This is a genomic window from Bradyrhizobium sp. T-12, from assembly GCF_058314695.1.
Genome location: NZ_CM177756.1, coordinates 238,991 through 265,365, shown reverse-complemented (window position 1 = coordinate 265,365; position 26,375 = coordinate 238,991). Strand labels below are relative to the sequence as shown.

At 64.7% G+C, this 26,375-nt stretch carries 25 protein-coding genes, 1 tRNA gene and 1 riboswitch; of the genes, 12 read left to right on the top strand and 14 right to left on the bottom strand.

Translation table 11 applies throughout. The features are described from left to right. Positions 1-35 precede the first annotated feature (35 nt). A riboswitch (ZMP/ZTP riboswitch) is annotated at positions 36-117 on the top strand. Between the two features lie 24 nt (positions 118-141). After that, positions 142-1,734 (top strand): bifunctional phosphoribosylaminoimidazolecarboxamide formyltransferase/IMP cyclohydrolase, encoded by a 1,593-nt coding sequence (purH, locus tag AC0WRY_RS01265; protein WP_491122564.1) that lies wholly within the window; start codon positions 142-144, stop codon positions 1,732-1,734. A gap of 128 nt (positions 1,735-1,862) precedes the next feature. Here purH and AC0WRY_RS01260 read toward each other — a convergent pair whose 3' ends face one another. After that, on the bottom strand, positions 1,863-3,248 hold the full coding sequence (locus AC0WRY_RS01260) for an MFS transporter (protein WP_491122563.1): 1,386 nt from the start codon (positions 3,246-3,248) through the stop codon (positions 1,863-1,865). 103 nt (positions 3,249-3,351) lie between these two features. Here AC0WRY_RS01260 and ggt point away from each other — a divergent pair, with 103 nt between their 5' ends. Together ggt and AC0WRY_RS01250 are read left to right on the top strand one after the other, a co-directional pair. Then, positions 3,352-5,100, top strand: a complete 1,749-nt coding sequence (gene ggt, locus AC0WRY_RS01255; RefSeq protein WP_491122562.1) for a gamma-glutamyltransferase — start codon at positions 3,352-3,354, stop codon at positions 5,098-5,100. Positions 5,101-5,196: 96 nt separating this feature from the next. Continuing rightward, positions 5,197-6,492 carry an MFS transporter gene (locus tag AC0WRY_RS01250; protein ID WP_194405312.1) on the top strand — a complete coding sequence of 432 codons (1,296 nt, stop codon included), beginning with the start codon at positions 5,197-5,199 and terminating at the stop codon, positions 6,490-6,492. A gap of 119 nt (positions 6,493-6,611) precedes the next feature. Here the strand turns inward: AC0WRY_RS01250 and AC0WRY_RS01245 are convergent, their stop codons facing one another. Continuing rightward, positions 6,612-7,277, bottom strand: a complete 666-nt coding sequence (locus AC0WRY_RS01245) for a glutathione S-transferase family protein (protein ID WP_491122561.1) — start codon at positions 7,275-7,277, stop codon at positions 6,612-6,614. 165 nt (positions 7,278-7,442) lie between these two features. On the opposite strand from AC0WRY_RS01245, the gene AC0WRY_RS01240 reads away from it, so the two are divergent. The 4 genes from AC0WRY_RS01240 to panE all read left to right on the top strand — a co-directional run bounded on the left by AC0WRY_RS01240 (position 7,443) and on the right by panE (position 11,209). Further along, on the top strand, positions 7,443-8,039 hold the full coding sequence (locus tag AC0WRY_RS01240) for a DUF2239 family protein (RefSeq protein WP_491122560.1): 597 nt from the start codon (positions 7,443-7,445) through the stop codon (positions 8,037-8,039). Positions 8,040-8,127: 88 nt separating this feature from the next. Then, positions 8,128-9,477, top strand: coding sequence for an MATE family efflux transporter (locus AC0WRY_RS01235; RefSeq protein ID WP_491123533.1), 1,350 nt, complete (start codon positions 8,128-8,130; stop codon positions 9,475-9,477). Between the two features lie 96 nt (positions 9,478-9,573). Continuing rightward, entirely contained in the window at positions 9,574-10,188 is a 615-nt protein-coding gene (locus AC0WRY_RS01230; protein ID WP_194405308.1) for a 2-hydroxychromene-2-carboxylate isomerase, read from the top strand. Positions 10,189-10,285: 97 nt separating this feature from the next. Next, positions 10,286-11,209 carry a 2-dehydropantoate 2-reductase gene (panE, locus tag AC0WRY_RS01225; RefSeq protein ID WP_194405307.1) on the top strand — a complete coding sequence of 308 codons (924 nt, stop codon included), beginning with the start codon at positions 10,286-10,288 and terminating at the stop codon, positions 11,207-11,209. A 36-nt stretch (positions 11,210-11,245) separates the two neighbouring features. Here panE and AC0WRY_RS01220 read toward each other — a convergent pair whose 3' ends face one another. The 4 genes from AC0WRY_RS01220 to AC0WRY_RS01205 all read right to left on the bottom strand — a co-directional run bounded on the left by AC0WRY_RS01220 (position 11,246) and on the right by AC0WRY_RS01205 (position 14,808). Next, positions 11,246-11,839 (bottom strand): c-type cytochrome, encoded by a 594-nt coding sequence (locus AC0WRY_RS01220; protein ID WP_285809228.1) that lies wholly within the window; start codon positions 11,837-11,839, stop codon positions 11,246-11,248. A 212-nt stretch (positions 11,840-12,051) separates the two neighbouring features. Then, complete coding sequence (locus tag AC0WRY_RS01215; RefSeq protein ID WP_194405305.1) at positions 12,052-13,320, bottom strand: PQQ-dependent sugar dehydrogenase; 1,269 nt, start codon at positions 13,318-13,320, stop codon at positions 12,052-12,054. A gap of 350 nt (positions 13,321-13,670) precedes the next feature. Beyond that, a complete protein-coding gene (locus AC0WRY_RS01210) occupies positions 13,671-14,657 on the bottom strand; it encodes an NAD-dependent epimerase/dehydratase family protein (RefSeq protein WP_491122559.1) in 987 nt (328 codons plus the stop codon). A gap of 76 nt (positions 14,658-14,733) precedes the next feature. Then, a tRNA-Gly gene (locus AC0WRY_RS01205) sits at positions 14,734-14,808 on the bottom strand. A 275-nt stretch (positions 14,809-15,083) separates the two neighbouring features. Here AC0WRY_RS01205 and trxA point away from each other — a divergent pair. Beyond that, the gene (gene trxA / locus AC0WRY_RS01200) at positions 15,084-16,007 is read left to right on the top strand and encodes a thioredoxin (RefSeq protein WP_491122558.1); all 924 of its coding nucleotides are present in this window, start codon (positions 15,084-15,086) and stop codon (positions 16,005-16,007) included. A gap of 33 nt (positions 16,008-16,040) precedes the next feature. Further along, positions 16,041-16,718, top strand: coding sequence for an LON peptidase substrate-binding domain-containing protein (locus AC0WRY_RS01195; RefSeq protein ID WP_194405302.1), 678 nt, complete (start codon positions 16,041-16,043; stop codon positions 16,716-16,718). A gap of 32 nt (positions 16,719-16,750) precedes the next feature. On the opposite strand, the gene AC0WRY_RS01190 is transcribed toward AC0WRY_RS01195, so the two are convergent. The 7 genes from AC0WRY_RS01190 to AC0WRY_RS01160 form a co-directional block, all read right to left on the bottom strand. Then, entirely contained in the window at positions 16,751-19,252 is a 2,502-nt protein-coding gene (locus tag AC0WRY_RS01190) for an EAL domain-containing protein (RefSeq protein WP_491122557.1), read from the bottom strand. 199 nt (positions 19,253-19,451) lie between these two features. Further along, positions 19,452-20,030: a cytochrome b/b6 domain-containing protein gene (locus tag AC0WRY_RS01185; protein WP_491122556.1), complete on the bottom strand. Its 579-nt coding sequence runs from the start codon at positions 20,028-20,030 to the stop codon at positions 19,452-19,454. 91 nt (positions 20,031-20,121) lie between these two features. After that, entirely contained in the window at positions 20,122-20,400 is a 279-nt protein-coding gene (locus AC0WRY_RS01180; RefSeq protein ID WP_063198686.1) for a PepSY domain-containing protein, read from the bottom strand. 243 nt (positions 20,401-20,643) lie between these two features. After that, positions 20,644-21,456 carry an SDR family oxidoreductase gene (locus tag AC0WRY_RS01175; protein WP_491122555.1) on the bottom strand — a complete coding sequence of 271 codons (813 nt, stop codon included), beginning with the start codon at positions 21,454-21,456 and terminating at the stop codon, positions 20,644-20,646. A 3-nt stretch (positions 21,457-21,459) separates the two neighbouring features. Continuing rightward, entirely contained in the window at positions 21,460-21,906 is a 447-nt protein-coding gene (locus AC0WRY_RS01170; RefSeq protein ID WP_491122554.1) for a PaaI family thioesterase, read from the bottom strand. Further along, complete coding sequence (locus AC0WRY_RS01165; protein ID WP_491122553.1) at positions 21,903-22,706, bottom strand: crotonase/enoyl-CoA hydratase family protein; 804 nt, start codon at positions 22,704-22,706, stop codon at positions 21,903-21,905. The genes AC0WRY_RS01170 and AC0WRY_RS01165 overlap by 4 nt, the downstream gene beginning before the upstream one ends. Before the next feature lie 31 nt (positions 22,707-22,737). Beyond that, on the bottom strand, positions 22,738-23,088 hold the full coding sequence (locus tag AC0WRY_RS01160) for a hypothetical protein (protein WP_491122552.1): 351 nt from the start codon (positions 23,086-23,088) through the stop codon (positions 22,738-22,740). 105 nt (positions 23,089-23,193) lie between these two features. On the opposite strand from AC0WRY_RS01160, the gene AC0WRY_RS01155 reads away from it, so the two are divergent. Together AC0WRY_RS01155 and AC0WRY_RS01150 are read left to right on the top strand one after the other, a co-directional pair. Then, on the top strand, positions 23,194-23,724 hold the full coding sequence (locus tag AC0WRY_RS01155; RefSeq protein ID WP_194405295.1) for a TetR/AcrR family transcriptional regulator: 531 nt from the start codon (positions 23,194-23,196) through the stop codon (positions 23,722-23,724). Positions 23,725-23,783: 59 nt separating this feature from the next. Further along, the gene (locus AC0WRY_RS01150; protein ID WP_194405294.1) at positions 23,784-23,981 is read left to right on the top strand and encodes a Trm112 family protein; all 198 of its coding nucleotides are present in this window, start codon (positions 23,784-23,786) and stop codon (positions 23,979-23,981) included. Positions 23,982-24,083: 102 nt separating this feature from the next. On the opposite strand, the gene AC0WRY_RS01145 is transcribed toward AC0WRY_RS01150, so the two are convergent. Beyond that, entirely contained in the window at positions 24,084-25,304 is a 1,221-nt protein-coding gene (locus tag AC0WRY_RS01145) for a ubiquinone biosynthesis hydroxylase (protein ID WP_491122551.1), read from the bottom strand. 205 nt (positions 25,305-25,509) lie between these two features. Here AC0WRY_RS01145 and tesB point away from each other — a divergent pair, with 205 nt between their 5' ends. Continuing rightward, entirely contained in the window at positions 25,510-26,373 is an 864-nt protein-coding gene (gene tesB / locus AC0WRY_RS01140) for an acyl-CoA thioesterase II (protein ID WP_194405292.1), read from the top strand. The last annotated feature ends 2 nt before the right edge of the window (positions 26,374-26,375 follow it).

Below are 26,375 nucleotides of genomic sequence, written 5' to 3'. Positions count from 1 at the left end.
GTCGTTGTGAAAACGGCCAAAAGCTGCTATCGAGCCCTCGCTCGCGCGACTGGCGACCTTGGATGGAGCACCATCGGGAAGCGCGACACATATCTGCCGCGCGCCTGGGCATAGACACTCCCTGAACAGAGGATCTTGCTCATGACTGACCACCCCCGCCGCGTCACCCGCGCTCTGCTCTCCGTCTCCGACAAGACCGGCCTGATCGATTTCGCCAAAGCGCTGGCCGCGCATGGTGTCGAGCTGGTCTCGACCGGCGGCACCGCGAAAGCGATCGCCGCGGCCGGCCTCGCGGTGAAGGACGTCTCCGACCTCACCGGCTTCCCCGAGATGATGGACGGCCGCGTCAAGACGCTGCATCCGAAGGTCCACGGCGGGCTGCTCGCGATCCGCGACAACAAGGAGCATGCGGAGGCGATGAAGGCGCACGGCATCGCGCCGATCGACCTGCTCGTCGTCAACCTCTATCCGTTCGAGGCGACCGTCGACAAAGGCGCGGGCTTCGAGGATTGCATCGAGAATATCGACATCGGCGGCCCCGCGATGATCCGCGCCGCCGCCAAGAACCATGACGACGTCGCCGTCGTGGTGGAAGCCGAGGACTACAAGGCCGTGCTCGACGAGCTTGCCGCCAACAAGGGCGCGACCACGCTGAAGCTGCGCCGGCGGCTTGCCGCAAAGGCCTATGCGCGCACCGGCGCCTATGACGCCGCGATCTCGAACTGGTTCAACCGGCAGATCGAGATCGACGCGCCCGACTTCCGCGCCTTCGGCGGCAGGCTGATCCAGTCGCTGCGCTACGGCGAGAACCCGCATCAGACCGCTTCGTTCTACGCGACGCCGGACAAGCGCCCGGGCGTCTCGACCGCGCGGCAGCTCCAGGGCAAGGAGCTCTCCTACAACAACATCAACGATACCGATGCCGCCTATGAATGCATCGGCGAGTTCGACACCAAGCGCACCGCGGCCTGCGTCATCGTCAAGCACGCCAATCCCTGCGGCGTCGCGGAAGGCGCGAACCTCGTCGAGGCCTATCGCAAGGCGCTGGCCTGCGATTCCACCTCGGCCTTCGGCGGCATCATCGCGATGAACCGCGCGCTCGACGCCGACACCGCACGCGAGATCACCAAGATCTTCACCGAGGTGATCATCGCGCCCGACGCCACCGAGGAGGCGATCGCCATTATCGGCGGCAAGAAGAACCTGCGCCTCTTGCTCGCCGGCAGCCTGCCCGACCCGCGCGCGCCCGGCCTCACCGCCAAGACGGTTGCCGGCGGCCTGCTCGTGCAGAGCCGCGACAACGCCGTGGTTGACGACATGACCTTCAAGGTCGTGACCAAGCGTGCGCCGACAGAGGCCGAAATGCGCGACCTCAAATTCGCGTTCCGGGTGGCAAAACACGTCAAGTCCAACACCATCATCTACGCCAAGGATCTCGCCACCGTCGGCATCGGCGCTGGCCAGATGAGCCGGGTAGACTCAGCGCGGATCGCGGCGCGCAAGGCGCAGGACGCGGCGAACGAGCTGAAGCTTCCCGAGCCGCTCACCAAGGGTTCGGTGGTGGCCTCGGATGCGTTCTTCCCGTTCGCCGACGGCATGCTCGCCTGCATCGAAGCCGGCGCCACCGCCGTGGTGCAGCCCGGCGGCTCGATGCGCGACGACGAGGTGATCAAGGCCGCCGACGAGCACGGCATCGCCATGGTGTTCACGGGGACGCGGCACTTCCGCCACTGAGTTCGCCGTCATTCCGGGGCGCGCGCAGCGCGAACCCTGGTGCGCAATTGCGCACCTGAGAATCTCGCGCCACAACTTCTGGATTCCGGGTTCATCGCTCCGCGATGCCCCGGAATGACGATGGGGTGCTACTCCCGCACCCGCATCAACAGCCCCAATCCCGCGACGAAGAACACCACCAGCACCGCCATGCCGGCCTTCTGGCTCGCCGTCGCAGCGGTGATCATGCCGATCAGCAGCGGTCCGATGAAGGACGTCACCTTCCCGGTCAGCGCGAACAGACCGAAATATTGCGCGATGCGATCTCTCGGCGCGAGACGGATCAGGAGCGTGCGCGACGCCGCCTGCAGTGGACCACCGGCCGCGCCGATGAGGCAGCCCAGCACCAGATAGGCGCGTTCCGCGGCGCTCGAGAACATGGCGGCGCCTGCTTGCGGCGTCGCGACCTTGACGAACAACACGCTATCCTTGTCGACGAGGAGGATCGCTGCCACCGACAGCAGCAGCAACAGCAAGCTTCCGGCGATGACGCGCTTCGGCCCGAGATGATCGTCGAGCTTGCCGCCGAGCCATGCGCCGAACGTGCCTGTTATCGCGAGCATGATGCCGAAGGTGCCGATCTGTATGGTGTGCCAGCCGAACGTGCCGGCCGCATAGATGCCGCCGAAGGCGAACAGCGACACCAGGCCGTCGGTGTAGATCATGTTGGCGAGCAGGAATGCCGCGAGCGACTTCTGCTTCGGCAGGCTTTTGATCGATTTCTTCAGCTCCGCCAGTCCTTCGTGCAGCGCTTCGCGCAGCGGACGCTTCGCCGGGTAATCCGGCGTGAACAGGAACAGCGGCGTCACGAAGATCACGAACCACAGCCCGGTCAGCGGTCCGACGATGCGATCGCCCTGATGGCTGACCGGATCGAGCCCGAACAACGGCGTCAGGCCCAGCAATGTGCGGCCGGTCTCGGGATTGGCGGCGAGCAGGCCGAGCACGATGATCAGGCTGACGATGCCGCCGATATAGCCCGTCGCCCAGCCGGTGCCGGAGAGCCGGCCGATCCGCTCCGGCGGCACCAGCGTCGGCATCATCGCATTGTTGAAGACGGTGGCGAATTCCGCTCCGACGCTGGCGAGCGCAACCGCGGTGAGCAGGGGCGGAATGACCGAGGGATCACCAGGCTTGCCGATCCATAGCGTGCAAGATGCCAGCACAAGCACCGCGCCGAATCCCGCAATCCACGGCTTCCTTCGGCCGGAGGCATCCGCGATGGCCCCCAGCACCGGCGACAGCAGCGCGATCGCAAGTCCCGCAGCCGCCATCGCAAATCCCCACAGCGATTGGCCGGCTGCGGGGGTCGGTGCAATGCTGGTGGCGAAATACGGCGCGAACACGAAGGTCGTGATCAACGTAAAATGGGGCTGCGCGGCCCAATCGAAGAAGATCCAACTGACAACGGCGGCGCGTGGCGGATAGGTCCGCTGCGCATCGGCCATGCGCGCATCCGGGGCGATCGTCGTCATCACGCAGTCCTCATCACGAACAGTTTTGCCTCTGTTGGGGCAAACCGTATAGCATTGCAGCGAGGCGTGTGAACCAGTCCGAAGCCCCTGCGGAAACTTGATCATGTCGTCATATTCGACCCGGCGGACGTTTTTCGCCTTGCTAGCCGTTCTGACGTTCGGTCTTGCGCCCGCAGCCGCCCAGGACGCACGGCAGGGCTACGTCCCACCCGCTCGCGACGCCGTGCGCGCCGTCGCGGCCGAGCATGGCATGGTGGTCGCGCAGGAGAAGATCTCCGCGCAAGTTGGCGCCGAGATCCTGCGGCGTGGCGGCAATGCGGTCGACGCAGCGGTCGCGACCGGCTTTGCGATGGCCGTGACCTATCCGCGCGCCGGCAATATCGGCGGCGGCGGCTTCATGGTGATCCATTCCGCTGACCGCAATGAAGACATCACGATCGACTACCGCGAGACGGCGCCGGCGGCGACCACACCGCAGATATTCCTCGACGCCGACGGCAAGCCCGATACGGCGAAGTCACGAGATTCCGCGCTCGGCGTCGGCGTGCCCGGCACGATTGCCGGTCTTTCCCTGGCACTGGAAAAATACGGCTCCGGCCAGTTCACGCTGGCGCAATTGCTCGAGCCTGCGATTGCGCTCGCGCGCGACGGCTTCGTGATCAGCGACGACATGGCCGATACGCTGCCGACCTGGTACCGGCGACTGGCACGCTGGCCTTCGTCGGCCAAGATCTTCTCGCGACCCGATGGCTCGCCGCTTCGTGAAGGCGACAGGCTGGTGCAGGGCGATCTCGCCGAAACGCTCTCGGCCGTCGCCGCACAGGGGCCACGCGGCTTCTATGAGGACGTGGTTGCGGAAAAGCTCGCCAAGGCGGTGGCTGATGCGGGCGGCATCATGACGCCGGCCGATTTGAAAGCATATCAAGCCGTGATCCGCGCGCCGGTTCGCGGCAGCTATCGCGGCTATGACATCGTCTCGATGCCGCTGCCTTCGTCCGGCGGCATCGTATTGGTGGAAACCCTCAACATTCTCGAAGGCTTCCAGCTTGCCGATTCGAAGCAGGGATCGCCGGCATCGCTGCATCTGCTGGTCGAGGCGATGAAGCGCGCTTATGCGGACCGCGCGCACTATCTTGGCGATCCCGCCTTCGTCAACGCGCCGATCGAGACGCTCACCGCGAAGGACTACGCCGCCAAGCTGCGCTCCGGCATCTCTGCCGAACGCGCTACGCCATCGAAAGAGCTCGCATCCGCGGCCCCCTCGCCGCGCGAGGGCAGCAACACCACGCATTTCTCCGTGGTGGATTCCCGCGGCAACGCGGTCAGCAATACGTATACGCTGAACTTCAGCTACGGTGTCGGCCTGGTTGCCGAAGGCACCGGCGTGCTGCTCAACAACGAGCTCGACGACTTCACCGCCGCGGTCGGCGCCTCGAACGCCTATGGCCTCGTCGGCTTCGAGGCCAATCTGCCCGGCCCCGGCAAACGTCCACTCTCATCGATGTCGCCGACCATCGTGCTCCGGGACGGCAAGCCGGTGCTGGTGACGGGCTCGCCCGGCGGCAGCCGCATCATTTCCAGCGTGCTGCAGGTGATCGTGAACGTGCTCGACTACAGGATGGATGTTGCGGCCGCCGTCGCGGCGCCACGGCTGCATCATCAATGGCTGCCCGACGAAGTGCGCGTCGAGCGCGGCTTTCCCGAGGACGTGTTGCAGGGGCTGAAGGCGATGGGCCACACGATCGTCGAGCCGATGGGGCAGACATCGGCGAATTCGATTCTCGTGACGCCGAACGGGCCGCTCGGCGCGCCCGACCCCCGCACGCGGGGCGCAGAGGCGGCGGGGCACTAGCCACACCGTTTGCATGGCACGGGAGCGCCGGCCCGCTAGCTCTCGCGGCCACGCGTGCTACCAAAGGGCAGCCAAAAAAACTGCCGGGGAAACGCCATGACCACGACCGATCCGCTCCAGAACATCGAGCGCGCCGAGATCGAGGACACCAGCCTTCTGGCGTTCTATCGCGACATGAACGCGCCGGAGCGCCGGACGTTCTGGGCCTGCGCGGCGGGCTGGGCGCTCGACGGCATGGATTTCATGATCTATCCGCTGGTGATCGGCACCATTATCGCGCTGTGGAAGGTCGATGCCGCCTCGGCCGGCCTTGCCGGCACGGTGACGCTGCTGGCGTCCGCGATCGGCGGCTGGCTCGGCGGCTATCTCTCCGACCATATCGGACGGGTGCGAACGCTCCAGATCACCATCATCTGGTTCTCGTTCTTCTCGCTGGTCTGCGCGGTCGTGCAGAATTTCGACCAGCTCCTGATCGCGCGTGCCGTGCTCGGCCTCGGCTTCGGCGGCGAGTGGGCCGCGGGTGCCGTGCTCATGGGTGAAGCGATCCGGCCGCAATATCGTGGGCGCGCGGTCGGCTCGGTGCAATCGGGCTGGGCGGTCGGCTGGGGCCTCGCGGTGCTGTCGCAGGCGATCCTGTTCTCGGTCTTGCCGCCGGAAACGGCATGGCGCTGGATGTTCGTAATCGGCGCGCTGCCGGCCCTTCTGGTGTTCTACATCCGCCGCTCGGTCACCGAGCCGGAGATCTCGGCGCAGGCCCGCGCCAGGCAGGCTGCGAGCGGCGATCGCCCTGCGCTCTGGGAAATCTTCTCCGGCCCGATCCTGAAGACCACGATCCTGGCCTCGCTGATGGCGACGGGCTGCCAGGGCGGCTACTACGCCGTCACCTTCTGGGTGCCGCAATTCCTGACCAAGGAGCGGCACCTGTCGATCGTCGGCTCGACCGGATACCTGTCGACGCTGATCATCGGCTCCTTCATCGGCTATCTCACGGGAGCCTGGCTCGCCGACCGGATCGGGCGGCGCAATCTGTTCCTGATCTTCTCGATCGGAGCCATCGCGGTGGTGCTGCTTTATACGCAGATGCCGCTCACCAACGAGATCCTGTGGGTGCTCGGTTTCCCGCTCGGCTTCTTCGCCTCGGGCTATTTCTCCGGCGTCGGTGCGTTCCTGACCGAGCTTTATCCGACGCGGCTGCGCGGCTCCGGCCAGGGCTTCTGCTACAATTTCGGCCGCGGCATCGGCGCGCTGTTTCCCTTCCTCGTCGGCGCGCTGTCGGCGACGACATCGCTTGCGAATGCGATCGCGATCTTCGCGGTGGCGGCCTACGCGGTGTTCTTCATCGCCGCCTTTGCGCTGCCGGAGACACGCGGACGTGTGCTGCACGCGCATTAACGGAGAGATGTCGTTCCGGGGCACGCGAAGCGTGAACTGTGGTGCGCAATTGCGCACCTGAGAACCTCGAGATTCCGGGTTCGGCGCTGCGTACCGCCCCGGAATGACGGGGCAGATAACTACCGCCCCACCTGGTACGGCCCGCCCTTTTCCAGCGCACGCGCATAAGCCGGCCGCGCGTGGATGCGCTCGAGGAACGCCATCGCCTTGGGATGGCCCTGCTCGAGCCCGCCGCGCGCTTGCGCCGCTTCCAGCGGAAAGCTCATCTGAATGTCGGCTGCGGTAAACTCGTTGCCGGCGAACCACTCGCTTTTGCCGAGCTCGCCTTCCCAGTAATCCATGTGCTGCTTGAGCTGCGGATTGACCAGCGTGGTCAGCGCCTGGTTCGAGACCTTGCGCACCAGCGGACGAAGCAGCGCGGGCGCGCGCTTCGGCATCAGCGTGAACAAAAGCTTCAGCAACAGCGGCTGCATCGCAGAGCCCTCGGCATAATGCAGCCAATAGGTGAAGCGCAGCCGCTCCGGTGTATCAGGCGGCGGGATCAGCCGGCCGTTGCCGTAAGTCGCGATGAGATATTCGATGATCGCGCCTGATTCGGCGATGGTGTTGCCGTTGTCGGTGATGACAGGCGATTTGCCGAGCGGGTGGATGGCGCGGAGCTCCTTCGGCGCGCGCATGTCCGGCTGGCGCTGGTAGCGCACGATCTCGTAAGGCACGCCCAACTCCTCGAGCAGCCACAGCACGCGTTGCGAGCGGGAATTGTTGAGGTGGTGAACGGTCAGCATCGGTAGGTCCCCAAAGCTTAGGCGTGGTGGCTAGGCGTGGTCGGTCGGCGGCGCTGTTCGTGCCAGCCTGGAAACACAATGTCGAGCCGTCCAGGCAGATATTTTCACCCGGGTATATTGACCTCGCAAATTTACCCGGGTATTAAAACGGATAACATCGTCAATATGGCAAAGATTCCAATGCAGAAGATTTTCACCGCCTTCCAGGGGCCGCGCCGCCTGGTGTCCGGGCCGGCCGGCGAGGTCGCACTGGTCGTCAAGCGGGTGGCGGCCCGGCCGGACGAGCCGATCATCATATTCGAGGACGCCACGGGCCGACCGATCGACTTCGATCTGCGCGGCGGCGATCGCGAGGTCTTGGCGCGATTGGCCAAGCTTGTCCCGCCTCCTGTCGAGGAAAGCACGCCACCGAGCGAGCCGCGCGGCCGCGGGCGGCCGAAGCTCGGCGTGGTCGCCCGCGAGGTGACGCTGCTGCCGCGGCACTGGGAGTGGCTCGGCGCGCAAGCAGGCGGCGCCTCGGTCGCGCTGCGCAAGCTGGTCGACGAAGCCAGGCGCGCCAGCGGCGACAAGGATCGCGAGCGGCAGGCACGCGATGCGGCCTATCACTTCATGTCGACCATGGCCGGCAATCTGCCGCAGTTCGAGGAAGCTTCGCGCGCGCTGTTCGCAGATGACCGGCGCCGCTTCACCGCACTGATCGCGGACTGGCCGACCGACATCCGCGACCATATCGTCAAGCTCGCCTACAGCGACCGCGCGTAAGCCGCGCACCGCTCTTCACAACCCCATCGACGGCCGAACCGCGCCTTGCGCGGTAACGGCGTCGCACGCCCTGATGAAAGGCACATTCATGTCCGCCGCCACGCCACTCTGGAAGACGTTCCTGCGCTTCCTCGCGCCATTGATGCTGAGCAACGCGCTGCAATCGTTGTTCGGCACCGTCAGCAACGTCTATCTCGGCCAGATGATCGGCGTCGATGCGCTGGCGGCGGTCTCGGTGTTCTTCCCCGTGATGTTCTTCCTGTTCGCCTTCGTCATGGGCCTCAGCACCGGCGCAACCGTCTTGATCGGTCAGGCCTACGGCGCGGGCGAGCACGACAAGATCAGAAGCGTTGTCGGCACCACGCTTGCGATCGGCCTGCTGCTTTCCATTACGGTGGCGTTGATCGGCGGGCTCTTCAGCCGTCAATTCATGATGGCGCTCGCCACGCCAGCGGACATTCTCGCTCCCGCCAGCGCCTATGCGCGGATCATGCTGTTCACCCTGCCGCTCGGCTTCGTCTTCCTGCTGATGACGGCGATGATCCGCGGCGTCGGCGATGCGCTCACGCCGCTGCTGGCCCTGGCGTTGTCGACGGCGATCGGCCTGATCCTGACCCCGATGCTGATCCGCGGATCGTTCGGACTGCCGGCGGCCGGCATCACCAGCCCGGCCTGGGCGGCGGCGATCGCGAACGCACTCACCTTGATCGCACTGGCCGCCTATCTGCGGCGGAAGAAGCACGCGCTCGCGCCCGACGCGGCCCTGCTGCGCCAGCTGCGACTCAACCGCGCTATGCTCGGCAAGATTCTCGGCATCGGATTGCCGAGCGCCGTCGGCATGGTCGTGATGGCGATCGCGGAGCTGGTTCTGCTCGGCCTCGTCAACGGTTTTGGATCGGACGCCACCGCAGCCTATGGCGCCGTCAACCAGGTGATGGGCTACACGCAGTTCACGGCCATGTCGATTTCGATCGCGGTCTCGATCCTGGGCGCACAGGCGGTCGGCAGCGGCAACAGAGGCCGGCTCGACGGCATCGTGCGGACCGGCCTCGCTTTCAACTTCGTCCTGACCGGCGGGCTCGTGACACTGATCTATCTCACGCCGCGAGCCATCCTCGGCATCTTCATCACCGACGCCGCCGTGCTCGATCTGGCGAAGGGCCTGCTCGACATCGCCTTGTGGAGCTCGGTGCCGTTCGGCCTCGCCACGGTGTTTTCCGGGGCGATGCGCGCAGCCGGCGTCGCGCTGACGCCGATGCTGCTCTCGATCCTCGCGATCGTTGCGATCGAGCTGCCCGCTGCGATCGTCCTGAGCCGCATCATTGGCCTTCAGGGCGTATGGGCCGCTTATCCCATCGTGTTCTGCGCCATGCTTGTTTTGCAGATGGGCTATTACTTGCTGGTGTGGCGCAAGCGGGCGATCCGGCGCCTGGTCTGATGCCCAGAGTATTATGATCATCATTAAACGGTGGACCTGTGGACCGCCCTGCGCCACAATAGATCAAAGCCAGATCAAAAAGTCAGGTCAGGGAGAATGAGTTTGACCCGCAAAGAGCCGCAATTCCTGTTCGATTTCGGCAGCCCGAACGCCTATCTCAGTCATCTCGCGATTCCCGCGATCGAGCGGCGCATCGGCGTCAAGTTCGAATACGTCCCGATCCTGCTCGGCGGCATCTTCAAGTCGACCAACAACAAGTCGCCGGCCGAAACGCTCGCCGGCGTCAAGAACAAGCGTGAATTCCTGCAGGTCGAGACCGAGCGCTTCATCAAGCGCTTCAAGGTTCAGCCCTATGTCTGGAATCCGCACTTTCCCGTCAACACGCTGAACTTGATGCGCATGGCGATCGCGGCGCAAGCGGAGGGCGTGTTCGAGAAATACGTCGAGGCCGCTTTCCACCACATGTGGCGCGAGCCGAAGAAGATGGACGATCCTGAAGTCGTCGCGAAGGCGCTGGCGTCCTCGGGGCTCGATGCCCAGAAGCTGTTCACCCGCGCGCAGGAGCCCGACGTGAAGGGCAAGCTGATCAAGAATACCGAGGAAGCCGTGGCTCGCGGCGCGTTCGGCTCGCCGACCTTCTTCGTCGGCAACGAGATGTTCTTCGGCAAGGAGCAGCTCCGCGAGGTCGAGGAGATGGTGTCGGGAAAGTGAAGCGCGCAAATGGCGGGTAGCGAATAGCGAGTGGAAATCGCGCCTGCTATTCGCTACTCCCTATTCGCCATTCGCCAAGAAAAGAACGGAGCATCCCATGCGTATCCTCGTGGTCGGCGCCGGTGCCATCGGCGGCTATTTTGGTGGCAGGCTGTTGCAGGCCGGCCGCGACGTCACCTTCCTGGTCCGGCCGCGCCGGGCCAGCGAGCTCGCGAGCGCCGGGCTCGTCATCAAGAGCCCCAATGGCGATGTGACCTTGACGAATCCGCCGACCGTGCAGGCCGACGCGCTCAAGGACAAGTTCGACGTCGTGCTCCTGAGCTGCAAGGCGTTCGATCTCGACGACGCCATCACATCGTTTGCCGCGGCCGTCGGGCCGGACACCGCGATCATCCCGATGCTCAACGGCATGCGCCATCTCGACATCCTCGACGGCAAGTTCGGCAAGGAGCGCGTGCTCGGCGGCCTCTGCGCCATCGCGGCAACCTTGAACGAGAAGCGTGAGGTGGTGCAGCTCCAGCCGATGCAGGCGATCAGTTACGGCGAGCGCGACGGCAAGCTGTCGGATCGCGTCAAGGCGATCGATGAAGCCTTCAAGAGCGGCATCACCGGCGCCGCCGCCAGCCAGAACATCATGCAGGACATGTGGGAGAAGTGGGTGTTCCTGTCCTCGCTCGCAGCGTCCACCAGCCTGATGCGGACCTCCGTCGGCAACATCCTCGCAGCGCCCGGCGGCCGGGATTTCCTGCTCGGCATGCTGGATGAGACCAGTGCGATCGCCACTGCGTCGGGCTATCCGCCAGGCGGGCCGTTCTTCGAACGGGTGAAGGGCAACCTCACCGCGGAGGGATCGCCGATGACCGCCTCGATGTTCCGCGACATCAAGGCCGGCCTGCCGGTCGAGGCCGATCACGTCATCGGCGACCTCATCGCGCGCGCAGACGCCGCCAAGGTGCCGGTGCCGAAGCTGCGCATCGCGTATACCCATTTGAAGGCGTACGAAAAGCAGCGGGCGGGGTAGTGGCCCGCCACACACTCGGTGTGGCGTTTGCGGCAACTATTTCAAATGCGCGAGATAGTGCGAGACGGCGGTGATTTCCTCGTCGCTCATGTGATAGGCGACGTCGGCCATCGCGGCGACGCCGCCGCCGACGCGCTGGCCCGCCTTGTAGTCATGCAGCGCCTTGACCAGATATTCCTCGCGTTGACCCGCGAGCCGCGCGACTGCCTTGGTGCCGGCGAAGCTGTCCGTGTGACATGAAGCGCAGCGGCGGCCGGCGGCAACTTGCGCGCCCTTCTTCGACAGGTCCGGGTCGCCGTCGTCCGCTGCCTTCGGCGGCGTCATCTGGGAGAAATAGGCGCCGAAGCTGCGGATGTCCTCGTTGGTGATCTCCTCGACAATCGGCTTCATCTGGTCGTTCTTGCGCGAGCCGGCGCGGAAGAACACCAGCTGCCACTGGATGAATTGATCGGGCTGCCCGGCCAGCGAGGGGATGTTCTCGGTCTGCGAAATGCCGTTCTCGCCGTGACAGCCGGAGCAGACCGAGGCCTTCTCCTTGATCGCGGAATTATCGGCGGCCTGGGCCGGGATGAAGGCTGGCGCTGCGAGCAATAGCGCACCGATAGCGTACGACAAAAACTGACGGCGCATGATGAGGATTCCGATTTAACGAGCCCGTCATTCCGGGGCGTGCGGAGGGCGAGCTCCGATGCGCGATTGCGCATCCGAGAATCCATAACCACCAGTCGGGGTTATGGGTTCCGGGCTTTGCGCTGGCGCGCGGTCCGGAACGACAGTAAAAGACCTTGTCATGAAAGAGGCTGCGGCCGTCACCCGGTCGCAGCCTCTTCGCAACGTCGCGCTTACTTCTTGCTGTAGCTGATGCGATAGATCGCGCCGGCCCAGTCGTCGGCAACCAGGATCGATCCATCCTTGGCAAGGATGATGTCGTCAGGACGACCGAGATAACCCTGGTCGCCCTCGATCCAGCCGGAGGCGAACACCTCCTGCTTGGGGTTCTTGCCATCAGGCCCGACGATCACGCGCATGATGCGGCCGCCCTGATATTTGTGCCGATTCCAGGAGCCGTGCTCGGCGATCAGGATGTTGTTCTTGTACTCGGCGGGGAACTGGTCGCCGGTGTAGAACTTCATGCCGAGCGGAGCGACATGGGCGCCGAGATTCAGCACGGGCGGCGTGAACTCGGAGCACTTGTGGCCCATCGCGAACTTGTCGTCCGGCAGATTGCCCTGGTGACAGTAGGGATAGCCGAAATGCTCGCCGATCTTGTTGATCATGTTCAGCTTGTCTGAGGGCAGATCATCGCTGATCCAGTCGCGGGCATTCTCGGTGAACCAGTACTTGCCGGTGCGCGGATCGACGTCTCCGCCGACCGAGTTGCGCACGCCGAGCGCATAGATCTCCGCGTTGCCGGTCTTGGGGTCGACGCGCCGGATCTGCGAGACGCTGGTCGGCGGGATGCCGATGTTGAAGGGCGGTCCGAACGGAATGTAGAACCAGCCTTCCTTGTCGACCGCGATGTACTTCCAGCCATGCGCGGCATAGGACGGCATGTCGTCATAGACGACCTTGCCCTCGCCGGGATTGTCGAGCTTGTTTTCGATGTCGTCGTAGCGGATCAATTTGTCGACCGCGATGACGTAGAGCGCGCCGTCCTTGACGGCGAGGCCGGTGGGCATGTTCAGCCCCTTGAGGATGGTCTTGACCTCTTTCTTCCCGCCATTGTCCTTGATGGCATAGACGTTGCCGAGGCCGAACGAGCCGACGAACAGCGTGCCCTTGTCACCCCAGGCCATTTGCCGCGCAGCCAGCACACCGGAGGCATAGACCTCCATCTTGAAGCCCGGCGGCAGCTTGACCTTCTTGATGATGTTGGCGAGCTCAGCGTCGGAAGCGCCGGTCGGCGGGCCGGACGGCGGTGCTAGGCCCTTCTGCGCCTCGGTCTCGTCACCAAGGAACCAGTCATCCGGCGGATGGGTCCAGAACTCCTTGGTGCCGGATTCGTATTTCTTGAGTGGCTTGCTCTTGTCTTGCGCGCTGGCAGCACTGGTCCCGGCAAGAAGGGCCACGGCTGCAAGCGCCAACACGGATCGATGGAACACCGATGTCATCGCGTCACTCCCCTAAGGCAGCCGTCAGGGCTGCGATTTATTTTATTTTGCTAGTCGAGAGGCGAAGTTTTGGGTCCGTCGGGACGACAGACGCAAAAAGGTTAGCACATCTGCGAGCGCTGAGAAGCGCGGCGCACGCACCGCAGTTGCGCCGCATAAAAATTGAGACGGAGTGTCAACAAGCGAACGGCGTGACGACAGGGCTCTCGCTGCAACGCGGAATCAAGGCCGAGAACGGGAAAACAAAAAACGCGAAAACAACCCCATGCACAGTAGAACGGCGCAGGTCGCGCCGCGCGGGGCGAGCCCCGCAGGCAATTGACTCGTCGGGCAAAACAGCAATCGCGCGCTTACCCGGCGACGGGGTAGGGTCCATCGTCGAACACCATGTAGTGATAGCCTTTCGCGCCGATCTCGCGCGCCAGCCTACTGCGAAAATCGCGGCTCTCGCGCAGGCTGCGCAGCACATGCGCGAAATCATACTCCGGCCGCCAGCCCAGCTCGCGACGCGCGCGTTCGTTGACATAGACACGGTCGATCTCGCGGAACAGGGTCCAGCCCCGCGCCGCATAGAGCTCCGCGCAATCCGGATAGAGCTCACGCACGACACCGGCCGCATCGCGCGCCAGCGCCACGAGATGACGCGGCTCGAACGGGCTGGTGGCCGAGACGATGTAACGGCCAAACCCGATCTTTGCCGCGCGCTCGACGGCGAGCAGATGAGCGCTCACCGCGTCCGCGATATCCAGCCGGCGATAGAGCAGCTCATTGGCCTGCCCGTTGTCCAGCGCGTAAGCCGACCGCATCGCGGGATCATCGTCGTCCTCCGGAAAGAAGCGCGAGGTTCGCAACACGACCACCGGCAGGCCGCGCTCGCGAAAGAACAGCTCGCACAGATTCTCCGCCATCAGCTTTGTGGTGCCGTAGATGTTCTTCGGGACCGACGGCAGATCCTCGGTGACCCAGACCGCAGCCTGTCCGGCCCCGGACCGAAGCTGCGAGCCGAACGCGCTGGTGGTGCTGGTGAAGACGAAGCTGCGCACACCGGCAGAAGCCGCCGCCTCGAGCAGATTGAGCGTGCCCGTGACGTTGGTGTCGACGAAGTCCCGCTTGGTGTGGGTCGCCACATGCGGCTTGTGCAGCGTCGCGGTGTGGATCACCGCGGCAACGCCGGCCATCTGGCCCCACACGAAGCCGGGATCGACGATCGAGCCGACGGCATCGGTGAACGGCGAGGGCTTCAGGTCGATCCCGCGCACAGGCGAGCCGCGACCACGCAGGGTGCGGATGATGGCTTCACCGAGATGGCCGGCACTGCCGGTGACCAGGATTGTCATTGCGCCCCCAAGACAGCCGCCAGCCGCGTGGAGAACCACGATTCTGTACGGTTTGGCTGGATGCTCTGGGAAAATTTGGAGCGGGCGAAGGGGCTCGAACCCTCGACCCCGACCTTGGCAAGGTCGTGCTCTACCACTGAGCTACACCCGCATCCTGTGTCGGTCGCGTGACGCGCCGGCAACGGCTGTCGTATGCCAAAAGCGGGAGGGGAATGCAACAGCTACCGGCGGCATCAATTGGCATTCGAGGGCGCTATTTGGGCCCCTCCTGCGGCCGAACGGCCCGAAAAGGTCCGGGAACCGCCGAATCGGCCGCGGTGGATTGAAATTCGGCCCATTCGGCCCAATTTAGGAGCCGACAGCAAAGCACAGGAAGCGGCGACGTGCTAAAGAGCCGCCATTCCGGACATCAGACGAGGGGATCCCGTGACGATCATCGACCAGGGTAACGGAGCCGCAAACCCGGCCGCCGCCGATCTGATCAAGGACACCACCACCCAGACCTTCGTGAAGGACGTCATCGAGGAATCGAAGCGCCAGCCGGTGCTGATCGATTTCTGGGCGGAGTGGTGCGGCCCCTGCAAGCAGCTCACCCCCGTGCTGGAAAAGGCGGTCAGGGCGGCCAAGGGCAAGGTCAAGCTGGTCAAGATGAACATCGACCAGCACCCCGCGATTCCGGGCCAGATGGGCATCCAGTCGATCCCGGCCGTGATCGCCTTCGTCAACGGCCAGCCGGCCGACGGCTTCATGGGCGCGGTGCCCGAGAGCCAGCTCAACGCCTTCATCGAGAAGCTGACCAAGGGCGTGACCGCGCCGGGCGAGCCGAATATCGCCGAAATCCTGCAGGAGGCCGAAGCCGTCCTCGCGGAGGGCGATGCCGCGGCCGCCGCGCAGATCTATGCCGAGGTGCTCCAGTACGATTCGACCAACATCGCCGCGCTCGCGGGCCTCGCAAAATGCTACGCCACCTCCGGCGCGATGGAACAGGCCAAGCAGACGCTTGCCATGGTGCCGGAATCCAAGCGCAACGACCCCGCGGTGAAGGCCGTGCAGACCACGATCGATCTCGCCGAGCAGGCGCAATCGCTCGGGCCGGTCGCGGAGCTGGAACAGAAAGTCGCCGCAAACCCGCTCGATCATCAGGCCCGATTCGACCTGGCGACCGCGCTCAACGCGAAAGGCGACCGTGCTGCTGCCACCGCGCAGCTGCTCGAGATCGTCAAGCGCGACCGCAAATGGAACGACGACGGCGCCCGCAAGCAGCTGGTGCAGTTCTTCGAGGCCTGGGGCGGCACGGATGATGCAACCGTCGAGGGACGCAAGCGTTTGTCGACGATCCTGTTTTCGTAAGGCGCGCTGGCAAGGCCAGGGGGGACCGGGCAGATGCCGATCAACATCGAATATCGCGGGCCCGCCGACCTCCCGGAGATCATTCCGGTGTTTCCGCTGCCGGGCGCGCTGCTGCTGCCCCGCGGCCAGATGCCGCTCAACATCTTCGAGCCGCGCTACCTTGCGATGGTCGACGACAGCTTCCGCGACGGCCATCGGCTGATCGGCATGATTCAGCCCGACGTCGCGCATTCCCCGAAGGATTCCGACAAGCCGACCCTGTTCCGGGTCGGCTGCGTCGGCCGCATCACCCAGCTCGCCGAATCCGGCGACGGCCGCTACATCCTCGAGCTCACCGGCGTCTCGCGCTTCAAGGTGGTCGAGGAGCTCGAGGTGCTCACGGCCTACCGACAGTGCAAGGTGGATTTCTTCGCCTACGCCAATGACTTCACCGCGCGCATGGGCGAGGAAGAGGTCGACCGCGAGGCGCTGCTTTCGGTACTCGCGGACTTCCTGAAGGCCAACAATCTCAAGGTCGACTGGGAGGGCGTCGAGAGCGCGCCCAACGAAGCGCTCGTCAATGCGCTGGCGATGATGTCGCCCTATGGCCCCGCGGAGAAGCAGGCCATGCTGGAGGCGCCCGACCTGAAGACCCGCGCCGAGATCCTGATCGCGGTCACCGAGATGGACCTCGCCAAGAAGCGTACCAGCGGCGATCCGCCGCTGCAGTGAGGGACGGCGATTCAGCCTGATCGCATCGCGCTTCAGGCTGCGCAGATGGCCGCTTCGGCCTCCCGCTGCGCCGGTTGCGCGATCCCTGAGGCCTGCATGGGCCGGCTGAAATAATAGCCCTGCGCCTCTGCACAGCCCTCCTCGCGCAGAATGGCCAGCTGCTCCTGGGTTTCGACGCCCTCGGCGGTCGTCGTCTTGCCGAGGCTGACGGCGAATGCAACCACAGCGCGGGCGATCCGATGCGCCTCTTCGCCCTCGCTGGCGAGCTCGCTGACGAAGCTGCGGTCGATCTTGACCTTGTCGAACGGAAATTTCTGCAGGAAGCTGAGCGACGAATAGCCCGTGCCGAAATCGTCGAGGGCAATTCGCACGCCGAGCTCACGCAACTGTTCGAGGGCTGCGAACACCGCTTCGCTGTCATGCATGATGACCGTCTCGGTGATCTCGAGCTCGAGCCTTTGCGGACCAATCCCCGAGGCCGCGAGGGCGCCGACGATGATGGAGACGAGCTCCTTGCTCCTGAACTGGGCGGGAGACAGGTTGATTGCGATCGTGAGATCGGAAGGCCAGTTGGCGGCTTCAGTGCAGGCCGCCCTCAAGACCCACTCGCCGATAGGCAGGATCAGGCCGGTTTCCTCCGCGAGCGGAATGAACTCGCCAGGAAGGACCAGACCGCGCTCGGGGTGATGCCACCGCAACAACGCCTCATAGCCGCAGATCCGTCCGCTCTCCACGCTCACGAACGGCTGGTAATGGAGCTCGAATTCGCCCCGCGCCAGCGCTTTCCGCATATCTTTTTCCAGGTTGCGCCGGACGTGGATGAGCTGGTCCAGCTCCGGCTCGAAGAAGCGGAATGCGCCGCGTCCGGCGGCCTTCGCCGCGTAGAGGGCGAGATCGGCGCTCTTGAGAATGACATCGGAATCGACGCCATCGCGGGGCGCAACGGCTATGCCGATGCTGGCTCCCACCGTGACTTGATGGTCGCCAAGATCAAAGGGCTCGCAGAGCGCCGCTTTGATCGTCTCTGCGAGGGTGGCCGCCTCCACGACCGGATTCGTCACATAGTCCACGACGGCGAACTCGTCGCCGCCGAGTCGGGCAATCAACGTCGTTTCCCTGCTGCACTCGCGCAAGCGCGTCGCCACCGCGCGCAACAGCAAATCGCCCGCCGGATGTCCAAGCGTGTCGTTGACCTCCTTGAAGCGGTCGAGATCGAGCATGAGGACCGCCAGATGGAGGTCTCCATTGCGCGTGATGGCAGAGGCTTGGTCCAAACGCGCCCTCATCAGCACGCGATTTGGCAATTCCGTCAGCGCGTCGTGCTGCGCCATATAGGCGATCTTGGCTTCGGACCGGCGTTGCTCCGTGACATCGAGATGGGTTGCCACCCAGCCGCCGCCGGCCATCGGCTGCCGTGTCACGCAGATCAACCGGCCATCGGCGAACTCGTCGATCCGGCTCGACACCGCATTGACGGGCAGGGCATCGAGCTTCGAGATTTGCTGCTCGGCGGCGGCGGCGCTGGTATCGCCCTTGAGTGTGCCGCTGATGATGCGATGCCTGATGATATCGCTATGCGGCGTTCCCGCGCGCAGCAGCTCCGGCGGCAGACGGTACAAATTGGCGTAACGCTCGTTGCAAATCACGAGCCGTTTGTCGGCGTCGAACATGCAAAGGCCCTCGACCATATGGTTGATCGCCGTATCCAGCCTCAGCGTCTGCTCCTCCAATTCGTGCTGCGAATCTTCGAGCTGCTGCCGGGCGTCGGAGAGCTGGCTGATGATCCCCTCGAATTTGGCGGTTCTGCTTGCAAGGCGGCGATCGGCCAGCACGCCGATCAGGCTCATGCCCAGCACGGACAGCGCTACTCCGGCGATGGCCACCGCGAGCACACCCGGAGACAGCGACAGGGCGTCCGTCGCACGCGTCGGATCCGGCGTGATGTGCACGGCACCCATCGCAGTGAAATGATGCGAGATGATGGCTAGCGTCAGCAGGACTGCCGCCGCGAGCGTTCCCTGGTAGTGCCGATACTTGATCGCGACGGCCAGGGCGGCATAGCCGAAGCACACGCCGAGTGTGATCGAGACCAGCACGAGGTCCAGCGACCACGCGACGCGGCCCGGCACTTCAAGGGCCCACATGCCGAGATAGTGCATGCTGGCAATGCCGCCACCGATGATGACGCCGCCTGTCTCCGGGCGCCACCGGCCGGAATCGCCGGCCGCAACGCCGAAGCCCACCGACGTCAGCAGCATTGCGGTCGCCAGCGAAAGCGATGTCAGCACGATGCCGTAGCCGGTCGCGACTCCGGGCTCGTAGGCGAGCATTGCGACGAAATGCGTCGCCCAGATTCCGTATCCGATCGCAGCGCCGGCGATCGCGATCCAGATCAGGCGCGTTCTTGCGCGCGCCGCGATCGCACGGTGGAAAATACTGACCGCGACGATGCTCGCGACGAAGCAGACCAGACCAGCGAGCAGGACCAGCCGCCAATCGTGCTCAACGGTAAGACAGGAGAAAATGCGGAACATCCAGTACCGCTCCATCGTCAATATGGTCGATCGTGGGCCGGCTAAGCGTCCTTTGCGTTAATCCCGTGCAATGTCCGGTTGCATGCTTACCGGCACGTTAATGCTTCGGATTCGATTCGAATTTGCCTGGCATTCCTATGTCTCCCGTCGCAATCCCGCCCAAACTGGGCGAAGGCGTGCAACGATCGGCAACGAATATCTAGGGACGATTGCGGATGTGCTTGCGGCCGCTGAGCATTGCGCGGATCAGATTCTCGCGCTGGAGAATCCCCATCAGCAGCACGCCAAGCACGTGCAGCACGACCAGGACGATGGCCGCGTCCGATGAATAATGGTGGGTGTCTTCGACCCACCAGATGCCGAAGAAGGTGACGGTGACCGACATCGCGCCGGTGACCGCCGAGACGGTGAGCGAGACCAACAGCGCCACCAGCATCAACGTGCCGGCGGGATTGAGTCCGATATAGCGGCCGGTGATGCCGCGGCGTAGATTCCAGAGATAGCCCGGCGCGGCGCGGAGCCGGGCCCTGATCATGCGGAAGCGCGAATAGCGGCTTCCCCAGAAGCCCCAGACGAAGCGGAAGGCGAGAAGGCCGAGCACCGCATAGCCGACGATGCGGTGAAGCCGATCATAGACAGTAGGTGTGAACCACGCGGCCAGGACGCAGGCCGCGAAAGCCCAGTGCCAGAGGCGCAGTGGGAGGTCCCAGACTACGACCGTCCGCGAAGCGGTTCGGTCCGCGGGGGTCCTGTTGGACGCCCCGCGCGCTTCTGGCATCGCTTCTTCAATCAAGCAAAGACCATCCTCGAGCCCTGCTTTGCGCAGATCAATTCGCGCAGCCGATTTACTTGGCTATTTGCTTGGCTATTTACTTGGCGATCGTGTGCTTCAGGCTGAGATCTTCGGGGCTGTAGAACAGCTCGTAAAGCTTGCCTTCCTTGACGCCATAGACCTCGTAGCACGAGCCTTCGATCTTGGAGCGGCGCACTTCATAGCCGAGCGCCTTGGCCTTGGCTTCGGCCTCGCTGGCCGGCTTCCACGACGCCTTGTCGAGCTTGGTGCAGTCCTTGAAACCATCGGCCATGGCCGCCGACCCCATGCCGATCCCGACCGTCAGTGCAATGGCAACAACACGAATGACCTTCACGAACATCTCCTCTTCTGTCGTGCGCGCTACGCGAGGTGCGAAGCGGGAGTGAAGGAAGCAAAGGGGATGATGAAGTCAATCCGGTACGGGCACGCCGCGCTTTAGATAAGTTCTATTGTTGAGTTTAGACTGGTTCTAACATGGACGAAAACGTGAGCGCGCTCTGAGGAGAATGCGGATTCGGCCGACCAGTGCGGCCTTACGCCTCACGGTCCGGATAAACGGCCGGCCTCACCAGCCGCGTTACGCCGCGCTTCGCATTGCCGGATAGTTGTGCTGCAGCCAGTCCGTCCAACGGAGACGTCCGCGCACACCCTGGCTGACGACGAAGCCCATGTCGCGCGCCTTCGCCTCGGACAGGCCGATTGGCAGGATCTTCCGGTGCAGTTGCCTTGCATCCCGGTATTGGCGGGCGAAAGCAACGAGATCGAGAGCTTCGGGGCCACCAATCTCCGCACGTACGCCGCGCTCCCCGTCGAACGCGCAGGTCATGACGTGATCGGCGACGTCCGATGTATCGACAGGATTGAACAGCGTGGTTGGCACCGGCCATACCGGGAGCCAAGCGAGGCTCAAGAGCAATTTGTCGAGCAGGTAATAGAACGGCATCGCGCGAACGATGGACCAGGACAAGGCCGAGGCACGCACCAGCTGTTCGCCGGCGAGCTTGATCCGTGCGTAGGGCAGGGTTGCCTGCTCGAGCCCGACGATCGAAACATGCAGAAAATGCCGTGCATCGGCCTCCCTGCAGAGCGACAGCAGCCGCTCCGTTCCCTCGACATCCACGGCGGAAGGCGATCTGAAGAAATCGATCGGACGAACGCTGCCGCGCCGTGCGATCGGCGAATAGGTCGCCGCATTGATCACCGTATCGACGTCATGCAGGGCGTGCCGCAACCCCGCGCCTGTGGCGAGATCGCCTGTGGCCCATTCGACGTCCGTCCGTAGGCCGGGCGATCGTGCAAACACCCGAACGCGACGTCCGTCGCGAACCAGGCGATCGACGATATCCCGACCGAGATGCCCTGTACCTCCGGTGACGAGCGTCAGCACCATGATTCAACTCCCGTCGGTCTTGCGCGACGGCTCGCCAGTGGGGACGAGCACGGTCTCGCCTGTCGCGACGAGGGTCAACGCATCTTGCTCATCGGCCGCGAACAGTTCGGCGCGGGCGAACACCTGCCTGCGCCCTGCGCGGAGCGTCGTTCCCTTGGCGAGGAAGGAGCGACCGATGGCCGGCCTCAGGCAGTTCATCGAGAAATGCGATGCGGTGACCGCGCCCACGAGCGTTGCTGCGGCGAACCCGCAGGCCGTGTCGAGCAGGGCCGCGATCAGGCCGGCGTGGAGATGCCCGGAATACTGGGTGAGCTCGTCGCGCCAATTCATGCGAATGGTCGCCTCGCCCTTGCCGGCCGCAACAACGTCGAAGCCCGCGGCGCGGTTGAACGCCGCGGACGCGTTGACCGCCTCGAGCGCTCGGAGGTCGAATCCGTGCAGCATGCTCATGCGTGGCTCCATCGTGGGGTGCGGCCTTCGAGGTTGCTCCTGACCGCTTCGACATGATTGACGGAGCCGAGCAGCGCCGCCTGTTCGGCAGTCTCGGCGGCGAGACCGGTTGCCACCTGGCAAGTTGCGGACAGTTTGAGCAGCCGCTTGGCGGCACGGATCGCATCAGGGCTGCGGCCAGCCATCTCACGCGCTGTTGCCAGTGCGACGGCCACGGGATCATCGACGAGCCGCGTTGCAAAGCCGTAGGTAACCGCCTCGTCGGCCGAGAAAACGCGCCCGGTATAGGTCAGCTCACGCACGATATCCTCGCGCGCGAGATGGCGCATCAATTGCGTGCCGCACATATCCGGCACCAGACCCCATTTCGTCTCGATCACCGCGAGCTTCGTATCGGGCGCGAGGTAGCGCAGGTCCGCGCCGAGCGCGAGCTGGAAACCGCCGCCGAAGGCAATGCCGTGCACCGCTGCGATCACGGGCACCGGCAGCTCGCGCCAGAGCCAGACGAGGTGCTGGGCATAATTCGCGACGCCGTGGGTTCGCTGCGTGAGATCCACGGGCGGAAGCAGCGGCTCGCCTCGCGTCGTGGCGACAAGGCGCTCCAGGTCGAGGCCCGCGCAGAATGCGCGTCCCTCGCCGGAGAGCACGACGGCCCGAATCTCCGGGCTGTCGCGCAGGTCTGCGCCGGCTTCGATGAGCGCCGCGAACATCGCGGGATCGAGCGCATTCATCTTGTCCGGACGGTTCAGGCGGACGTGGGCCACGTCATCCACGACAGTCACACGGACGCGATCAGTCATCGTGCTCCTCCTTTGGCGCGGGCCGGCAGCCTCAATATCCGGCGACGGCCAGCGCGACCACGGCCGCGAGAGCCTTCCAGCCGAAGCCGCGTCCGCGCGACCACCAGGCGTTGGCGACGGCCGCAAAGCCGTAGACGGCGACGATGGTCACAACGATCCAGTGCCGTGCGCTGTCCGATCCCAGCATGGGCGCCGCAAGCAGCAGCACGCCGCCGCCGATCCAGGCGACCGTCCCGGCCTGCCAGACTAGGCGGATCAGCATGCGCAGGCTTTCCGGGGTGATGGTCGCCCTGGCGAACACCTTGGTTTCGCCCAGCACGCCATGGATCAGGGCGACAACGATTCCCGCGACGCCGGCACATTGCAGCAGCAGATCACGCATCGGCAGACCTCGCCTCCTCCGTCCATACAGTGCTGTATGGAGAGATAGGCGCTGGTCTGCGTCCTGTCAATACACTAGTGTATGGTCAAATTCCGGGAACCCGACATGACCGACCAGCTTTCAGCCGACGACTGGATCAAGGCAGGCCTCAAGGCGCTCGCCAGCAGCGGCTTCACCGCGCTCAAGGCCGACCCGCTGGCAAAGGCCATGGGGGTGTCGCGCGGCAGTTTCTACTGGCATTTCGCCGATCTCGGCGCGTTCCACGCCGCCGTGCTGAAGCGCTGGCGCGAGATCGCGGCGGAGCAGATCATCGCCGACGTCGAGGCCGCCAGCGACGAGCCGTTGAAGGCGCTGCTGCGCAGGACGTTCGGCGCGCGGCTTGATCTCGAACGCGCGGTGCGCAATTGGGCGGCTTTCGATGCCGCTGCGCAAGGGGCCGTGCGCGCGATCGACCGCCGCAGGCTCGACTATATCGAGCAGCTGCTGGGAAAGCGCGGGCTCGGAGCGGCGACGGCGCAGGCCCGCGCACAGATTCTCTACTGGACGTTTCTCGGCTTCGCGCTTTCAGGCGCGCCGGTGCCGGCGGCACGGCTGCAGCCCATGCTCGACGAGGTCTTAACGATGGTCTCCGCTTGAGCCCGCGATGGGCGGTGGCGAATTTCTGTGCTAGAGGCAGCCGAACGCCGGAGACCAAAATGAATACGCCCACCGAACGTCCCGAAGCCAGCGTCGATCCCAAATTGCTGGAGATTCTCGTCTGCCCGCTGACCAAGGGCCCGCTGGAGTTCGATTCCGCCAAGCAGGAGCTGATTTCGCGCAGCGCCAAGCTCGCTTATCCGATCCGCGACGGCATCCCGATCATGCTGCCGGAAGAGGCGCGGAAGATCGATTGAGTTTCTCGTAGCCCGGATGGAGCGCAGCGCAATCCGGGAATCCTTGCGCAGACGGTGCAGCGACCCCGGATTACGCTGCGCTCCATCCGGGCTACGAAAATCCTACAACGCCTCGCCCTTCAACAGCCGTGGCACCTCGCCCGTGAGCCCGGCGGCCTGGCGGATGAAGAGGTTCTTCAGCGGCGGAGCGCGGTCGACGAGTCCGAGGCCGATGTCGCGGACGGTGCGCAGCAGCGTCGATTGGTTGGAAAACAGGAAGTTCAGCGAGTTGGTGGCAACGCCCATCGCCATGGTGTCGAAGCGGCGCCAGCGCTGGTAGCGCTCAAGCACGTCGGCGCCGCCGAGATCCATGCCGAGCCGCGCGGCATCGACCACGACTTCGGCCAAGGCCGCGACATCCTTCAAGCCCATGTTGAGGCCCTGGCCCGCAATGGGGTGGATGACATGGGCGGAATCACCGACCAGCGCGAGGCGCTCTGCGATGAAGGAGCGCGCGACGAAATAGGACAGCGGAAACGCGCGCGGCTTGTCGAGCGCCTTGACCTCGCCGAGATGCAGGCCGAAGCGCTGCTCGAGCTCGGCGTGAAATTTCTCGTCGCTGAGCGCAACGATGCGCGCGGCCTCAGCCCGGCGCTCGGTCCACACCAGCGAGGAGCGCTTGCCGGAGAGCGGCAGGATCGCGAAGGGACCAGCCGGCAGGAAATGCTCCTCGGCGCGGCCCTCATGATCGCGCTCGTGGCCGACCGTGACGACGATGCCGGATTGATCATACTCCCAGCCATGAGTCGCGATGCCCGCGCGTTCGCGCAGCTTTGAGCGCGCGCCATCGGCGGCGACCAGAAGGCCGGCGGCGATCACGCTGCCGTCGCCCAGCGTCACGTCGATGCCTTCGGGCCGCGCATCGTAGGACGCCACGGTGGTGGCACGGAGATCGATGCCCTCGGCTTCCGCACGCGCCGTCAGCGCATCGATCAGCCGGCGGTTCTCGACCATATGCGCAAAGGGCTCGCCCGGCGCGACGTCGCCCGCGAAATTGAGGAAGACCGGACGGGTAGCGTCCTCCAGCTTGGAGTCAGTGACGACCATGTCGAGGATCGGCTGCGCCTCGGCCCTGACGTCCTCCCAGGCGCCGATCGCCTCGAACAGGCGGCGGCAGGCGGCCACGATCGCGGTCGCGCGGGGGTCGCGGCTGGGACGTGTCGCGAGCGCGGGATCGGCGACGATGACGGGGATCTCGGGGCCGAGCCCCTGGCGTAACGCCAAGGCCAGCGCGAGGCCGGCAAACGCGCCGCCGCCAATGACAATGCTTCCCTGTACCGACATACCCAAATTCCCGGTCAATTCTCGGTCTTGCTAGCAGACTTGAGCTGGGCGAAACAGTGCTGTGAAACAAGGGCGGCGAGCCCTTCGTTCCCATCATTCCGGGGCGCGCAATGCGCGAGCCCGGAATATCGAGGTTATCAGCTCGGGATTCCGGGTTCATCGCTGGCGCGATGTTCCGGAATGACGAGACAATTGAAAGCACCCGATGTCCAAGAGCCTGATCGACCTCATTTCGATCCTCGACCTCGAACAGCTCGAGGTGAACCTGTTCCGCGGCAACAGCCCGAAGACGAGCTGGCAGCGCGTGTTCGGCGGCCAGGTGATCGGACAGGCGATGGTCGCGGCCTGCCGCACCGTCGAGGGGCGGCTGCCGCATTCGCTGCATTGCTATTTCATCCTGCCCGGCGATCCGCAGATCCCGATCATCTACCAGGTCGAACGTCTGCGCGACGGCAAGAGCTATTCGACCCGCCGGGTCACCGCGATCCAGCACGGCAACGCCATCTTCTCGATCATGGTCTCGTTCCATGCTGAGGAGGAAAGCGCCTTCGATCACCAGGACAAGATGCCCGACGTGCCACCACCGGAGAAGCTCACGGCAGAGGAGGTGGCGAAGCAGCCGATGTTCAAGGAGATGCCGGAGTTCATCCGCCGCTATTATGAATCGGACCGGCCGATCGAGCTGCGTCCGGTCGAACTCGGCCGCTATTTCGGCCAGAAGATCGACGACGGCCGCATCCATGTCTGGATCAAGACCGCCGCGAAGCTGCCCGACGACCCGGCGCTGCACATGTGCGCGCTCGCCTATGCCTCGGACTTCTCGCTGCTGGATGCGATCATGGCGCGCTATGGCCGCACGCTGTTCGACAAGCGCATGATGCCGGCGAGCCTCGATCACGCCATGTGGTTTCACCGCCCGTTCCGCGCCGACGAATGGCTGCTCTACGCCCAGGATTCGCCGAATGCGCGCGGCGGCCGCGGCTTGACCCGCGGCTCGATCTTCAAGCCCGACGGCACATTGGTCGCCTCCGTCGCGCAGGAAGGCTCCGTGCGCGAGCGAAAGGGATGATC